Raw genomic sequence first — 15,205 nt, forward strand, 5'->3', positions numbered from 1 at the left:
CTCCCGCGCCGGGATCCGCCTGGCGGGCGGGACCGGTCGTCCCTGGGAGAGATCCTGCGGGATTCCGGGCCGAAGGGCCAGGGCCGATCGGCCCTTTCCCCTGTGGCGGTTTCCCCTGTGGCGGTGCCGAATGCTGTGTGGGACGGACGGGCCCTGGCCGGCAGGGCCAAGCAGTCCGGATCGGGACCATCGGCCCCTGGAGTCGCGGCAGCCCTGTTGTGAGGCTCAGGGTGAGGGTCGGCGCAATCGTCCGCGGCCCGCTGGTCCCGTTTCGGACACGGAGGTCTCTTCCCATGATTCGCCCCATCACCGTCGGTCTGGACGGTTCCCCCGAGAGTCTGGCCGCCGCCGACTGGGCAGCCCGCGAGGCACAGCGCCGCGATCTGCCGCTGCATCTGGTGCACGCCTGGATCTGGCAGCCGCACGACGTGCCGGTCGCGCAGGACCTGGACACGCAGAAGCACTGGGCTCTGCGAATTCTGCGGGAGGCCGAGGAGGAGCTGCGCGGGCGGCATCCGGAACTGACGGTCAGCACCGAGCAGATCTCCGACACCGCGGCCGAGGTGCTGCTGGGCCAGGCGGAGAAGGCGGAGCTGCTGGTACTGGGCTCCAGCGGTCACAGCACCGTCGCCGGGTTCCTGCTCGGCTCCGTCGGCCAGCGCGTGCTCGCCCGGGCGAACAGCCCGGTAGTCATGGTGCGGGCGAACGCCCGCTCGGCCGCCAAGCACGACGGCGGGGAGGTCGTGGTCGGACTCCAGGACCTGGGCGGCCCGGCCGGGCCGCTGCTGGAGTTCGCCTTCGACGCGGCCGCCGCCCGCAGGACCACGCTGCGCGCCGTGCACGCGCCGAACCTGCCGCCGCTGTACGGATACGGCCCCGCAGTCGGCCGACTAGCCAGTCAGAATGGCGGCATTACAGGGCAGGCCGAGCAGGCTCTGTCCGAGGTGCTCGAGCCATGGCGCGAGAAGTATCCGCAGGTCCCGGTCGCCCACTCGGTCGATCTCGCCCGCGCGTCCGGCGTCGTTCTGCAGGCAGCCGCCCAGGCGGGACTGGTAGTGGTCGGCCGCAGGGTGCACCGACCCGCTCTCGGTATGCGTATCGGGCCGGTCGCCCATGCCGTCCTGCACCACGCCGCTGCCCCGGTCGCCGTCGTCCCGCACGACTGAGGGCCGGATTCCGCACAGCTTGAGGGCCGAGCGGCCCCATAGGCGAGGACGTCCAGGACCTGCCCGCCGCGTCGGGGCCCGTTCGACGCTGGAACCGCACCGAACAGACAGAACTGAGGAGCATCAAAATGAAGGCAGCAGTAGTCCGGTCGTTCGGCCAGCCGCTGGTGATCGAGGAGCGTCCCGATCCGGAGCCCGGCCCTGGCCAGGTCCGTGTCCGCCTGGAGGCGTCCGGGCTGTGCCACACCGACATCCACGCCGCGCACGGCGACTGGCCGGTCAAGCCGACGCCGCCGTTCGTGCCCGGCCACGAGGGCGTCGGCATCGTCGAGGCGCTCGGCCACGGCGTGACGCACCTGGCGGTCGGGCAGCGGGTGGCCGTGCCGTGGCTGGGCTGGGCCTGCGGGCGGTGCGAGCACTGCTTGTCGGGCTGGGAGACGCTGTGCGAGAAGCAGCAGAACACTGGCTACAGCGTGGACGGCGGCTACGCCGAGAAGATGCTCGCCCCGGCCGACTTCGCCGCTGTGGTCCCCGACGGCATCGACCCGCGCGACGCCGCCCCGCTGACCTGCGCCGGCGTGACCACGTACAAGGCGCTCAAGGTCGCCGGAGTCCGGCCGACCCAACTCGTCGTGATCTCCGGAGTCGGCGGGCTCGGCCACCTGGCCGTGCAGTACGCGAAGATCGCCGGAGCCACCGTCGCCGCGATCGACGTCACCGACGAGAAGCTCGAACTGGCCCGCGAGCTGGGCGCGGACATCCTCATCGACGCCCGCAAGGAGGACCCAGCGGAGGTCCTGAAGCAGCACGGCGGCGCCCACGCGGCGATCGCGCTGGCCGTCAACGAGCAGGCGTTCGCCTCCGTCTACGGCGGACTGCGGCGCGGCGGCAAGCTGGTCATGGTCGCCCTGCCCGCCGGCGGCACCATCAGCGTGCCGATCTTCGACACCGTCCTGAACGGCACCTCGGTCATCGGCTCGATCGTCGGCACCCGCCAGGATCTGGACGAGGTCTTCCAGCTCCACGCCGCCGGCCGCACCAAGGTGATCTACGAGACCCGCCCGCTGGACACCGTCAACGACTCCATCGCCGAGGTCCTGAACGGCCAGATCAAGGCACGCATCGTCTTCGAGATGTGACCCACCCACCGCCTGGCCACCGCGTGCCGACCGCAGTACGGCACGCGGCAGACGGCCGGGCACCACGATTCCCCGGGAAGCCGGAAGGAAGAGCACCGTCATGGTCCGTTACGTGTACGACTTCACCGTGGGCGGCCGTGACATGGCCGACCTGCTCGGCGGCAAGGGCGCCAACCTGGCCGAGATGACCCGCATGGGCCTGCCGGTCCCGCCCGGCTTCACCGTCACCACCGAAGCCTGCCGCGCCTTCCTCACCACCGGCACCGAGCCGGACGGCCTGGCCCACGAGATCTCCGAGCACCTGACCACCCTGGAGGAGGCCGCCGGACGACGGCTGGGGCAGCCGGACGACCCGCTGCTGCTGTCCGTCCGCTCCGGTGCCCGGTTCTCCATGCCCGGCATGATGGAGACGATCCTCGACATCGGCCTGAACGACGACTCCGTGCTCGGTCTGGCGAAGACCTCCGGGAACGAGCGCTTCGCCTGGGACTCCTACCGCCGCCTGGTGCAGATGTTCGGCAGCACCGTCATGGGTGTCGACAGCGCAGTGTTCGAGCAGGCCATGACGCAGCTCAAGGACCTGCGCGGCGCCCCGGACGATCTGCACCTGGACGCGGGCGACCTCGCCCAGCTCGTGGAGACGTACAAGAACCTGATCAAGCACGAGACCGGGGAGGACTTCCCCCAGCTCCCGGCCGAGCAGCTGCGCCGGGCAGTGCTGGCCGTCTTCGAGTCCTGGAACGGCGAGCGCGCCCGCCTCTACCGCCGCCGCGAACACATCCCGGACGACCTGGGCACCGCGGTCAACGTGCAGACGATGGTCTTCGGCAATCTCGGTCCCGATTCCGGCAGCGGCGTCGCCTTCACCCGTGACCCGGCCACCGGCGCCCGTGGCGTGTACGGCGACTACCTGTCCAACGCGCAGGGCGAGGACGTCGTCGCCGGGATCCGCAACACCGTGCCGCTGGACGAACTGGGTCGCCTGAACTCTCAGGCGTTCGCCCAACTCCGCGAGCACATGGGGACGTTGGAGACCCATTACCGGGACCTGTGCGACATCGAGTTCACCATCGAGCGCGGCAGGCTGTGGATGCTGCAGACCCGGGTGGGCAAGCGCACCGCCGAGGCCGCGTTCGCCATCGCCGCCGAGCTGGTCGACGAGGGGCTCATCAGCGCGGACGAAGGGCTGGCGCGCGTCAGTGGGGATGGGCTGGCCCGGCTGATGTTCCCCCGGTTCGACACCTCGGCCGTGGGCAACCCGCTCGCGCACGGCATCCCGGCCTCGCCGGGCGCCGCCGTCGGTGCCGTGGTGTTCGACTCCGCTGAGGCGGTCCGGCGTGCCTCCGCCGGGGAGAAGGTGGTCCTCGTACGGCAGGAGACCACACCCGACGACCTGCCCGGCATGATCGCCGCTCAGGCCGTGCTGACCAGCCGCGGCGGCAAGACCAGCCACGCGGCCGTGGTGGCCCGCGGCATGGGCAAGGTCTGTGTGTGCGGGGCCGAAGAGATCACCGTGGACCCGCAGGGCCGCCGCTTCACCGTGGGCGCCACCACCGTCGAGGAGGGCACGGTCATCTCCGTCGACGGTTCGGAAGGCGCCGTCTATCCCGGCGCGGCTCCGCTGGTGGACTCGGCGGTGATGCGGTACTTCGAGACCGGCGAAGCCTCGGCCGGGCTGGTCGACGCCGTGGCCCACGCCATGCAACAAGCAGACGGCGTACGGCGGTTGGGCGTGCGGGCGAACGCCGACACCCCCGACGACGCCGCCCGCGCCCGCCGGTTCGGAGCCGAGGGCATCGGTCTGTGCCGAACCGAGCACATGTTCCTCGGCGACCGCAGGCAACTGATCGAGGCGATGATCCTGGCCCGCACCGACACCGAACGTGAACGGGCGCTGGCCGCGCTGCTGCCGCTCCAGCGGCAGGACTTCGTCGGCATCCTGGAGGCGATGGACGGCCTGCCGGTCACCATCCGCCTCCTCGACCCGCCCCTGCACGAGTTCCTGCCCGACCGCACCGAACTCGCCGTACGCCTCGCCGCCGCAGAGGCACACGGCAACCCGCCCAGCGCCCACGACTTCGAACTGCTCGACGCCGTCAACCGCATGCACGAGGAGAACCCGATGCTCGGCCTGCGCGGCGTACGCCTGGGCCTGGTGGCACCGGGACTGGTCGCCATGCAGGTACGGGCCATCGCCGAGGCGGTCGTGGACCGCAAGCGCGCGGGCGGCGACCCGCGGGCGGAGATCATGGTCCCGCTCATCGACACGGTCGAGGAACTGCGGCTCGTGCGCGAGGAGGTGGAACAGGTACTGGCCGAGGTCAGCACGGAGTCCGGCGTCACCGTCGAGTGCCCGGTCGGCACGATGATCGAGCTGCCGCGGGCCGCGCTCACGGCGGGCCGGATCGCCCAGGAGGCGCAGTTCTTCTCCTTCGGTACCAACGACCTGACCCAGACCACCTGGGGCTTCTCCCGCGACGACGTGGAGGCGGCGTTCTTCTCCGCCTATCTCGACAAGGGCATCTTCAAGGTGTCCCCGTTCGAGACGATCGACCGCGAAGGCGTGGGCCGCCTGGTCGAGATCGCGGTCGCCGAGGGCCGCGCCGCCCGGCCCGGCCTGAAGATCGGAGTCTGCGGCGAGCACGGCGGTGACCCTGAATCGGTGCACTTCTTCCACGCGGCGGGCCTCGACTACGTCTCCTGCTCACCGTTCCGGGTCCCGGTCGCCCGCCTGGAGGCCGGTCGGGCCGCGCTGACCGAGACGGACGCCGGCGACAGCAGGTGACACACCCCCGGAGGGCCGGAGCTGTAAGCCCGGCTTCGACCCTCCCGGCGGACTGCTTTGCCCGGATCCGGCGCAGGTCCGCCCCATCAGCGGGGTCGGCCGTGATCACGCCGGGACCCACGGCCCGTGCGCCGAGGCCGATCGGCCCTGGGGCCACGGCCGGTCTCGGCGAAAGGCTGGAGCCGGCAGAGAACGAGAACAAGAAGGAGTGGTCGGCATGACTGGCAGGGACGCTGGAGCCCGGGATACCACGGCTGTTGTCCAGGTACGCGCCGAAGGGGAGGTCAGTGAGGAAGCCCTCGCGTACACCCGTTCCAAGATCGGCGCTGTCGTGAACCGGCAGGGGCTGCCGGCGGTCACCGGCGAGGTGAGGATCGCCAAGGCGGCGGCCCATCACGCCGAGCACCCGTGGTCGGCCGTGGCCGACCTCCGGGTGGGCCGCACCGTCGTGGTCGTTCACGCGCAGGAGGCCACCAGCCAGGAAGTCACCGACCGGCTGCAGGACCGGCTGCGCCGTCAGGTGGAGCGAGCGGCCCAAGGGGGCAATGCCGCCCACCGGCCGGTCACCCCGCCCTGGCGCGGCGGGCAACCGGCCGAAGCCCCCGCGGGCCGCGACGCGGGACAGCAGGACACCCGCTCGGCGTGACCCGCCCGGGCAGCGATCCGTGCAGGGCCTGGGGACCTCGGCGCCATTCGAGGAGTACCCACTGCGCACTGGGCTGTGCAGACGAAAGCGCACAGAACGGCGCCTTCGGCCTCAACCAACGCCCACGCCGCTCGGCGCCGGAGCGTACGGAACTGGCCGGGTCCAGCCGGGCCGGACCGTCGCGGACCTCAGCCTCGGTGACGTTCGGCATCGCCGCCGCGCGCTGAGCGGCTGCCGCCGTCGTGACAGTGGGCGCGGTAACTGTCGTACTCCGCTTGACGGTTGCAGTCCTTGTCGCCCCGCGGCGCGGCGGCCGGCCTTCCTGGCCTTCTGTGTGGCGGTTCCGTGCCCGGACCGAGTGGGGCCGAGGAGAGGGCGGTTCGGCCCGGGGACTCGGGACCAGTTGGCCCCAGCGCCATCGAGCCGGTGCGCGGGAGGCTGAAGAGGCATCGGGGGCCGGCTACCCGGGACAGTCCAACGGGACAGCAGCGGCCGGACCGGCCGCCCTCACCCGCAAGTTCCGGCCCCCGATGCCCACCGCAGGAGCACGACGCCCTGCAAGGATCCGTCGGCCCGCAAGGGCCGTGCGCAAGGGACACCGATCGCGCTCCGCACGCACCAGTGTTGAAGGGAACTGCCATGAAGACCTCCAAGGTCGGCGAAGTGATGACCGCCGAGGTCATCGAGGCCCGCCAGGAGACACCGTTCAAGGACGTGGCGCAGCTGCTGGCCCGGCACCGCATCAGCGGGCTGCCGGTCGTCGACGCCGACGACAAGGTCCTCGGCGTGATCTCCGAGACCGACCTGATACGTCGACAGGCGGCGAAGGCCGAACGGGACCGGGGAGGCCGCTTCCGGCTGCCGGCCCTGCGCCGGAAGGCACGCATCGCGCCCGCCAAGGCCCGCGCCATGACCGCCGGGCAGCTGATGTCGACACCCGCGATCACCGTGCACCCGGAACAACCCGTCGCGGACGCCGCACGGGTCATGGAACGCCACCACATCGAACGACTGCCCGTGGTGGACGAGGAGGACCGTCTGATCGGCATCGCCACCCGTCGCGACCTGCTGCGGGTCTTCCTGCGCACCGACGAGGAGATCCGTCAGGAGATCATCGACGAAGTGTTGACCCGCGCCATGTGCCTGCCGCCCCACACCGTCATCGTCTCCGTCCACGACGGCACGGCCACGCTGGAGGGACGCCTGGAACGCCGCAGCGACATCCCGCTGGTGGTCCAGCTGACCTGGCGGGTCGACGGCGTGGTAGGCGTGATGAACAGCCTGACCTTCCGCATCGACGACACGCGCCCGCCCGAGAAGCACCCCTCGCACCGGATAGCCCACCACTGGCTCCCCGAGCGGTAGTCCCTGGCGCCGCTTCGGCGGCGTGCAGCGGACACGGCGGCCACGGCCGCCACGACGCCCCCTCGCCCGGCGATGCCCGCATCGTCGCCGATCTCGCTGAACCCCACCCAACCAGCCCGGGTGCCTGCCAGCTCGAACCGGGTCCGGGAACCTCCGAGCCCGTCCAGCGCCAGCCGGTGGAGCCGGCCCGCACTCCGGCCCGGCCCCACTTGGTGAACCACCGGTGCACGCTGAGCCCGGACGACCAACGACCAGTGGCAGCCGACGGCACGGGCAGCCTTCATGGCCACGAACACGATCGCGGCCAGCACCTTCACGACTGACGATTCTTGCCGGTCGGGTGACGCCCACGGTCGCGTTGACTACCACTTCGCTGAGTGCCGCGCCATAGACGAAGGCCTCCAGCCGGACCTTCGGATGCCCGCCCCAGTCCTCGATCCGGCGCACCTCGCCGTCAGGTGCCGACCTGCCCCGGCGATCCGGGGCCGGTCGGGCCCCGGCCGGGACCTTCGGCGCCTGGGTGGCGGCTCCCGCCTGCGAGACGGTGGTACTGGGAGCGGTACCGATCCCTCGCGATGCGCTCCTCACACGGCAAGTTGCCGGTCTTCCGGCCCATGACCTCGACGACGGAGGCGCAATCCCCATGACCCGACAGGACGCCCGAACCCGAGCCGCCGCCCTGGGCGGTGCGCCGTCCGAGACCGCCATCGCGGTGGACCGACTGGTCACGAACGGGCTCAAGGCGCTCTCCGACTACGAGGCGCTGACACAGGAGCAGGTCGACCACATCGTGAAGAAGGCGTCGGTCGCCGCCCTCGACCGGCACACCGCACTGGCCCTGCTCGCGGTGGAGGAGACCGGTCGCGGCCTCATCGAGGACAAGGCCGCCAAGAACATGTTCGCGTGCGAGCACGTCACGCACAGCATGGGCCCCATGAAGACCGTCGGCGTCATAGCCCGCGACGACATCGACAACATGATCGAGATCGCCGAACCGGTCGGCGTCGTGTGCGCGGTCACGCCCGTCACCAACCCGACCTCCACCACGATCTTCAAGGCGCTCATGGCACTGAAGACCCGCAACCCCGTCGTCTTCGCCTTCCACCCCTCCGCCCAGCGGTCCAGCGCCGAGGCGGCCCGCATCGTGTGCGAGGCGGCCGTCGCCGCGGGAGCGCCGAAGCACTGCGTGCAGTGGATCGAGACGCCGTCGATCGAGGCGACCGGCGCGCTGATGCACCACCCTGGGGTGTCGCTGATCCTGGCGACCGGCGGCAACGCGATGGTGAAGGCCGCGTACTCGGCGGGCAAGCCCGCCCTCGGTGTCGGCGCCGGCAACGTCCCGGCGTATGTGCACAAGAGCGCCAAGCTGCGCCGGGCCGTCAACGACCTGGTGCTGTCCAAGTCGTTCGACAACGGCATGATCTGCGCGTCCGAGCAGGCCGTCATCCTGGACGCCGAGATCTACGACGATGCACTGACCGAGTTCCGCACCCTGCACGCCCACCTGGCCACGGCCGAGGAGAAGGCGAAGCTGGAGGAGTTCCTCTTCCCGACCGACAAGGCCGCGGGCGGTGGCTGCGAACCCAAGGTCAACGCGGCGGCCGTCGGGCAGAGCCCGGCCTGGATCGCGGAGCAGGCCGGCTTCAGCGTGCCCGAGGACACCTCGGTCATCCTGGTCGAGGCCGAACGGGTCGGCCCGGACGAGCCGTTGACCCGCGAGAAGCTCTGCCCGGTACTCGCCGTGCTGCGCGCCGGCTCCGAACAACAGGGCTTCGACCTGGCCGCCGACATGGTCGCCTTCCACGGCCAGGGCCACACCGCCGTCATCCACACCGAGGACACGGCACTGGCGGAGGCGTACGGCACTCGCATGAAAACAGTACGGACCATCGTCAACGCGCCCTCCTCGCAGGGCGCCATCGGCGGCATCTACAACAGCCTGTTGCCGTCGCTGACGCTCGGCTGCGGTTCCTGGGGCAGCACGTCGGTGTCCAACAACGTCTCCGCCGCCCAGCTGCTGAACATCAAGCGGGTCACCTCCCGCCACAACAACCTGCAGTGGTTCAAGGTCCCGCCGAAGATCTACTTCGAGCCGGGATCCATCCGCTACCTGGCCTCCATGCCCGACGTCCACCGCGTCACCATCGTCACCGACGCGACCATGACCCGCCTCGGCTTCGTCGACCGCATCGGCCGCGTCCTGCAACGCCGCCCTCAACCCGTGACACTGCAGATCATCGACAACGTCGAGCCGGAGCCCAGCATCGACTCCGTCCAGCGCGGCGCCCGTCTGATGCGCGACTTCCGCCCGGACACGATCATCGCGCTCGGCGGCGGCTCGCCCATGGACGCGGCGAAGGTGATGTGGCTGCTGTACGAGCAGCAGGCGGCCGGCAAGAACCTTGACTTCGCCGACATGCGGCAGAAGTTCTCCGACATCCGCAAGCGGGCCTTCCGCTTCCCGGTCCTCGGCAAGCTCGCCCACCTGGTGTGCATCCCCACCACCTCCGGCACCGGCGCCGAAGTCACCCCGTTCGCCGTCATCTCCGACCCCGCCACCGGCAAGAAGTACCCCCTCGCGGACTACGCGCTCACGCCCAGCGTGGCCATCGTCGACCCGCTGCTCACCGCCGACCTGCCCCCGGCCCTCGCGGCCGACAGCGGCTTCGACGCCCTCACCCACGCCATCGAGGCGTACGTGTCCGTGTACGCCAACGACTTCACCGACGGCCCCGCCCTGCACGCCATCCGGCTCATCTTCGACCACCTCGACGCCGCGGTGAACAACCGTGCGGGCAGCGCCGAGGCGCGGGAGAAGATGCACAACGCCGGCACCATCGCCGGCATGGCCTTCGGCAACGCCTTCCTCGGCATCGTCCACGCCATGTCGCACACCCTCGGCGCCACCTTCCACATCGCCCACGGACGCACCAACGCGGTGCTGCTCCCCCACGTCATCCGCTACAACGGCACCGTGCCGAGCAAGCTCACCGGCTGGCCGAAGTACGAGAACTACCGCGCCCCCGAACGATTCCAGGACATCGCCCGCACCCTGGGCCTGCCCGCCGCCACCCCCGCCGAGGGCGTCGAATCCCTCGCCACCGCGGTGGAACGGCTGCGTACCGCCGTCGGCATCGAGCCGTCGTTCCGGGCCCTCGGCGTCGACGAGCGCGCCTTCCTCGACGCCCTGCCCCAGCAGGCCATGAACGCCTACGAGGACCAATGCGCGCCGGCCAACCCGCGCATGCCGATGCTCGACGACATGCAGCAGCTCATGAAGGCGGCCTACTACGGACCGGTCGACTTGCCTGGCGAGTAGGACCGGTCGGACGGCGGGACAGTGGGCAAGGGCCCCAGCAAGGCGAGATCGAGCCGATGCTTGATCGACCCTCTGGGGCCCTTGCCCACAGCCGCCGCCCCTCCCTGTCGGTATGCCGTGGGGTCCCGGCCCCACACTCATCCGCGCGAGTTCCACCCGCACCCCGGCGCTTTCCCGGTGGGCCGGTCGCGTTTCGAGAAGCGCGGTCAGGGCCTGGCGCAGGCCGTCCTCGTCGCCCTCGGGGCGCGTCCGCTGCGGCCCCCACGGCCTGTCGTCCTGAGCGAGGACGTACTGAACGTCCCACGGGGCACTTGTACGCCTCCGTGCTGCCTCGACGTGGTCGACGACCGTGCAGCGGAAGGTCAACGTGACGGGGAAGTCGCAGTTGCTGCCGTGTGCCGTCAGCTCCCAGCGGGCGGATATGCCGGGGCGGACATTGACCAGGGCACGGCGGTGCGCCGCGTGGGAGCGGCCGTCCCGGTCGTGTACGCCCTGCCTACGTCGTACACGAGAACCTCACCGCGCCCGGCGATGAGCGGATGACGCCGCTCGCGCCACGCGCTCCACCGCCACCGCGGCCGCAGCTCGCGATGCCGGACGATCGGGTAACGGCCTGTCATGCAAACCACTCCTTCGTCGTGGTCAGTACTGCAGGGCCGTCGCCACGTCCCGTCCGATGCGGGAGGCAGCCCCAATGAGCGGCACCGTCCACGCGATCCTCCTGAGGCCCTCGAGGTGACTCCACTCTCGTGGCGCGCGGCGGGCGCAGGGGGCCCACTGGTCCGTGTGTGCAGGCGATCGGCGCCGGTGATGGCGGTGGGCGGCACAAACGACCGGGGCACCGCCGCTGTTCTGCGGCGGTGCCCCGGCCCGATGGGTGCGGAGGTCAGAGCAGCCAGCGGTTGCGGCTGACGAACGGCAGCCGCGCCCACGCCTTGCCCAGGCCCCAGGTGGCGCCGGCGCCCGCGGCCGCGAGGGCGATCAGGACGACGGCGTAGATGAGGTGGTAGTCGACGAACGGGTTCGTCGACATGCTCGCCGCGCCGTCGGACAGGTGCTTGGCCGGCGGCCACTCCGCGATCCACATCAACGCCATCATCGCGGTCCCCGCGACGGCCGCGATCCGCAGGCCGATACCGGCGGTGACGGCGAGGCCGATGCCCAGCAGACCGAGCATGAACAGCCAGTTCGCCCAGGCATCGCCCGCCCAGGCATGGAGGGTGGACTCCATCGGCCCGACGGCCACGCCGCTGAGGAAGCCCTTGGTCGGCGAGCCGCCATCGATCCAGCCGTTGCCGGACTGGGTCGCGTAGCCGAAGCCGAAGGTCTTGTCCAGGAACGCCCACAGGAAGACGAATCCGGTCAGGACGCGGAGCCCGGCGAAGACATACGCGCGGGTCGCCGTCGCCGCCGCGGTGGTCGTGTCGGCGGACTCCGGTGCCGCCGTCCGGGTCTTGCGCAGGGACGGGAAGTGGAACCCCGCGTGCCGTTGCGGGTGGTTGTGGACTGCCATGATGCTCATCCCTTCCAAGGGGTGACGCCTGGAGGTATCAACAACTCTCCTTGCGCCTCCAATGTCCCGCTCCGCCAAGGGAGTTCGGAGGGCCCCGAGGGCCCGGAGAACTGGGCCGAAGGTCCCGTCTCCGCCGGTCCGTTCAGGCGTCCCGGACCCAGTCGGCGACCCTGGGCAGGTCGGTGCCGTGGGCGCGGATCCAGTCGTGGTGGTGCGGGCGGGCGTCGTCCCTCCGCCGGCGTACTACGGCGGCACGCACCGCCAGGCCGGGGACGCGGTCGATGACGTCCATGACCAGGCGGTAGCGGTCCATGTCGTTGCGGACCACCATGTCGAACGGCGTGGTCGTGGTGCCGGTCTCACCCGTACATGGTGCGGCCGCGGACGAGTTCACGCGGCCCGGTGACCAGTCGCCGGGAGCGGTAGTGCCATTCGGCCCAGAGGAGGGCCGGAACTGGGGTCCGTTCGGCCCCAGTGGCCGGACCGTACGGCGCCTGTCCTGGCGGTATGCCCGCCCGCGAGGGTGTCGTCCACGGGCCGGCGCCCTCCGTGGCCGGTCTGTCCCTTTCCCTTTGCCGACCCCCGGGCCCCGGGGTGCGCGCGACCCCGCACACGAGGAGGCCCGCCGTGGAGCTGGCGCTGGCTCAGGAGACCGTGGCCCGATGGCAGTTCGGCATCACGACCGTCTACCACTTCCTGTTCGTCCCGCTCACCATCAGCCTGGCCTTCCTCGTCGCGGGGCTGCAGACCGCCTGGGTGCACTCGGGCAAGGACAAGTACTTCAAGGCCACCCGGTTCTGGGGCAAGCTCTTCCTGATCAACGTCGCGATGGGCGTGGCCACCGGCATCGTGCAGGAGTTCCAGTTCGGCATGAACTGGTCCGCCTACTCGAAGTTCGTCGGTGACGTCTTCGGCGCCCCGCTCGCCATGGAGGCGCTGCTCGCGTTCTTCTTCGAGTCCACCTTCATCGGCCTGTGGATCTTCGGCTGGGACAAGCTGCCCCGGAAGATCCACCTGGCGTGCATCTGGCTGGTGGCGATCGGCACTTTCCTGTCGGCGTACTTCATCCTGGCGGCCAACTCCTGGATGCAGCACCCGGTCGGATACGAGGTCAACGAGGTCACCGGCCGCGCCGAACTCAACGACATCGCGGCCGTGCTGTTCCAGAAGACCACCCTGGTCGTCGTCTTCCACACCCTCACCGCTTCCTTCCTCACAGGCGGAGCCTTCATCGTCGGCATCGCCGCGTACCAGCTGCGCCGCGCGTCGAAGGCCACGAAGCCGGAGACTCCCGGCCGGATCGCCGCCATGCGCACGTCGCTGCGCCTCGGCCTGGTCACGGTCGTCATCGCCGGTCTCGGCACGGCGGTCAGCGGCGACGCGCTCGCCAAGGTGATGTACGAGCAGCAGCCCATGAAGATGGCCGCCGCCGAAGCCCTCTGGGAGACGGAGGAGTCGGCGCCCTTCTCCCTCTTCGCGTACGGCGATGTCGCCGAGGGCCGCAACACCGTCGAGGTCGAGATACCCGGACTGCTGTCCTACCTCGCCAAGGGCGACTTCACCTCGGCGGTGCCCGGCATCAGTACCGTCGAGGCGCTGGAGAAGGCGAAGTACGGTGATCTCGCCGACGACTACAAGCCCAGCATCCCCACCGCCTACTGGTCGTTCCGCTGGATGATCGGCTTCGGCATGGCCTCCTTCGCGATCGGCCTGGCCGGCCTGTGGCTGACGAGGAAGAAGCGGTGGCTCGCCGACGGCAAGCGGCGCGGCGAGGACCAGGTCCCCGTGTTGATGCTCACCTCGAAGCGGGAGTTGGGTCCCGCCCTGAACTCCTGGGCCTGGCGGCTCGCCGTCCTCACCATGGGCTTCCCGCTGGTCGCCAACTCCTTCGGCTGGATCTTCACCGAGATGGGCCGCCAGCCGTGGAGCGTGTACGGGCTGATGACCACCGCCGACGCGGTCTCGCCCGGCGTCTCCGTCGCCGAGCAGATCACCTCACTCAGCGTCTTCACCGCCCTGTACGCCGTCCTGGCCGTTGTCGAGGTGCGGCTGCTCGTCAAGTACGCCAAGGCCGGTCCCGTCGAGGAACTGCCGCCGCCGGAGGTCCCCTCGCTGCGCGGCCCGGCCGCCGACGAGGACTCCGACCGCCCGATGACCTTCGCCTACTGAGAACCCGCTGAGATCTTCCGAGACCTTCTGACGACCGTCCGAGACTTCCGGAGAGACGGAGAGAGACACGGCCATGGAGCTGCACGACGTCTGGTTCGCCCTGATCGCCGTCCTGTGGATCGGTTACTTCTTCCTGGAGGGCTTCGACTTCGGGATCGGCATCCTCACCAAGCTGCTCGCCCGCGGCGAGGCCGAGCGCCGGGTGCTCATCAACACCGTCGGCCCGGTCTGGGACGGCAACGAGGTGTGGCTGCTCACCGCAGGCGGCGCCACCTTCGCCGCCTTCCCGGTCTGGTACGCCACCCTGTTCAGCGGCTTCTACCTGCCCCTGCTGGCCATCCTGGTCTGCCTGATCGTGCGGGTCGTCGCCTTCGAGTACCGCGGCAAGCGCGACGACACCCGGTGGAAGCGCAACTGGGAGCACGCCCTGTTCTGGACCTCCCTGCTGCCCGCGTTCCTGTGGGGCGTGGCCTTCGCGAACATCGTCCACGGCGTGAAGATCGACGCCGAGGGCGAGTACGCCGGTACGGTCCTGGACCTGCTCAACCCGTACGCCCTCCTCGGCGGCCTCGTCACGCTCACCCTGTTCACCTTCCACGGCGCGGTGTTCGCGGCGCTCAAGACCCGCGGCGACATCCGCGACCGGGCCCGCACACTGGCCGGCCGGGCGGGGCTCGCCACCGCCGGGTTCGCGCTGGTCTTCCTGCTGTGGACCCAGGGCAGCGGCGGCAACGTCCGCAGCCTCGTCGCGCTCGTCCTCACGGTCGTCGCGCTGCTCGGCGCGCTCGCCGCGAACCAACGGGCCCGCGAGGGCTGGGCGTTCGCCCTCTCCGGCGTCACCGTCGCCGGGGCCGTCGCGATGCTCTTCCTCGCGCTCTACCCGGACGTGATGCCGTCCAGCCTGAACTCGGCATGGAGTCTGACGGTGAGCAACGCCTCCTCGTCCACGTACACGCTGACGGTCATGACCTGGGTGGCGGCGATCATGACGCCGGTCGTGCTGCTCTACCAGGGCTGGACGTACTGGGTGTTCCGCAAGCGCATCGGTGTCGAGCACATCCCGGCCGCCTGACAATCCCAGAGCCCCAGAGCCCCAGCGTCCT

10 protein-coding genes and 1 pseudogene are annotated in these 15,205 nt (G+C 70.5%); 8 read left to right on the forward strand and 3 right to left on the reverse strand.

Annotated elements, in window-relative coordinates; all coding sequences use genetic code 11:
• Positions 1-293 precede the first annotated feature (293 nt).
• From OHT21_RS03070 to adhE, 6 genes are all read left to right on the forward strand, one after another.
• The gene (locus tag OHT21_RS03070; RefSeq protein ID WP_328766629.1) at positions 294-1,166 is read left to right on the forward strand and encodes a universal stress protein; all 873 of its coding nucleotides are present in this window, start codon (positions 294-296) and stop codon (positions 1,164-1,166) included.
• Positions 1,167-1,294: 128 nt separating this feature from the next.
• Positions 1,295-2,305, forward strand: coding sequence for an alcohol dehydrogenase AdhP (gene adhP, locus OHT21_RS03075; protein WP_328766630.1), 1,011 nt, complete (start codon positions 1,295-1,297; stop codon positions 2,303-2,305).
• A 100-nt stretch (positions 2,306-2,405) separates the two neighbouring features.
• Entirely contained in the window at positions 2,406-5,090 is a 2,685-nt protein-coding gene (gene ppdK / locus OHT21_RS03080; RefSeq protein WP_328766632.1) for a pyruvate, phosphate dikinase, read from the forward strand.
• A gap of 217 nt (positions 5,091-5,307) precedes the next feature.
• Positions 5,308-5,736 (forward strand): hypothetical protein, encoded by a 429-nt coding sequence (locus OHT21_RS03085; protein WP_328766633.1) that lies wholly within the window; start codon positions 5,308-5,310, stop codon positions 5,734-5,736.
• Between the two features lie 639 nt (positions 5,737-6,375).
• Complete coding sequence (locus OHT21_RS03090) at positions 6,376-7,101, forward strand: CBS domain-containing protein (RefSeq protein WP_328766634.1); 726 nt, start codon at positions 6,376-6,378, stop codon at positions 7,099-7,101.
• Between the two features lie 643 nt (positions 7,102-7,744).
• On the forward strand, positions 7,745-10,420 hold the full coding sequence (gene adhE / locus OHT21_RS03095; protein ID WP_328766635.1) for a bifunctional acetaldehyde-CoA/alcohol dehydrogenase: 2,676 nt from the start codon (positions 7,745-7,747) through the stop codon (positions 10,418-10,420).
• A 401-nt stretch (positions 10,421-10,821) separates the two neighbouring features.
• Here adhE and OHT21_RS03100 read toward each other — a convergent pair whose 3' ends face one another.
• The 3 genes and pseudogenes from OHT21_RS03100 to OHT21_RS03110 all read right to left on the reverse strand — a co-directional run.
• Positions 10,822-11,040: a hypothetical protein gene (locus OHT21_RS03100; RefSeq protein ID WP_328766636.1), complete on the reverse strand. Its 219-nt coding sequence runs from the start codon at positions 11,038-11,040 to the stop codon at positions 10,822-10,824.
• A gap of 266 nt (positions 11,041-11,306) precedes the next feature.
• A complete protein-coding gene (locus tag OHT21_RS03105) occupies positions 11,307-11,933 on the reverse strand; it encodes a hypothetical protein (protein WP_328766637.1) in 627 nt (208 codons plus the stop codon).
• Positions 11,934-12,075: 142 nt separating this feature from the next.
• Positions 12,076-12,294, reverse strand: a pseudogene (locus OHT21_RS03110) (hypothetical protein); the annotation flags it as partial.
• 266 nt (positions 12,295-12,560) lie between these two features.
• Here OHT21_RS03110 and OHT21_RS03115 point away from each other — a divergent pair.
• Positions 12,561-14,102, forward strand: a complete 1,542-nt coding sequence (locus OHT21_RS03115) for a cytochrome ubiquinol oxidase subunit I (RefSeq protein ID WP_328766640.1) — start codon at positions 12,561-12,563, stop codon at positions 14,100-14,102.
• A gap of 73 nt (positions 14,103-14,175) precedes the next feature.
• Positions 14,176-15,174: a cytochrome d ubiquinol oxidase subunit II gene (gene cydB / locus OHT21_RS03120; protein WP_328766641.1), complete on the forward strand. Its 999-nt coding sequence runs from the start codon at positions 14,176-14,178 to the stop codon at positions 15,172-15,174.
• The last annotated feature ends 31 nt before the right edge of the window (positions 15,175-15,205 follow it).

It is taken from the genome of Streptomyces sp. NBC_00286, assembly GCF_036173125.1.
Lineage (GTDB): Bacteria > Actinomycetota > Actinomycetes > Streptomycetales > Streptomycetaceae > Streptomyces.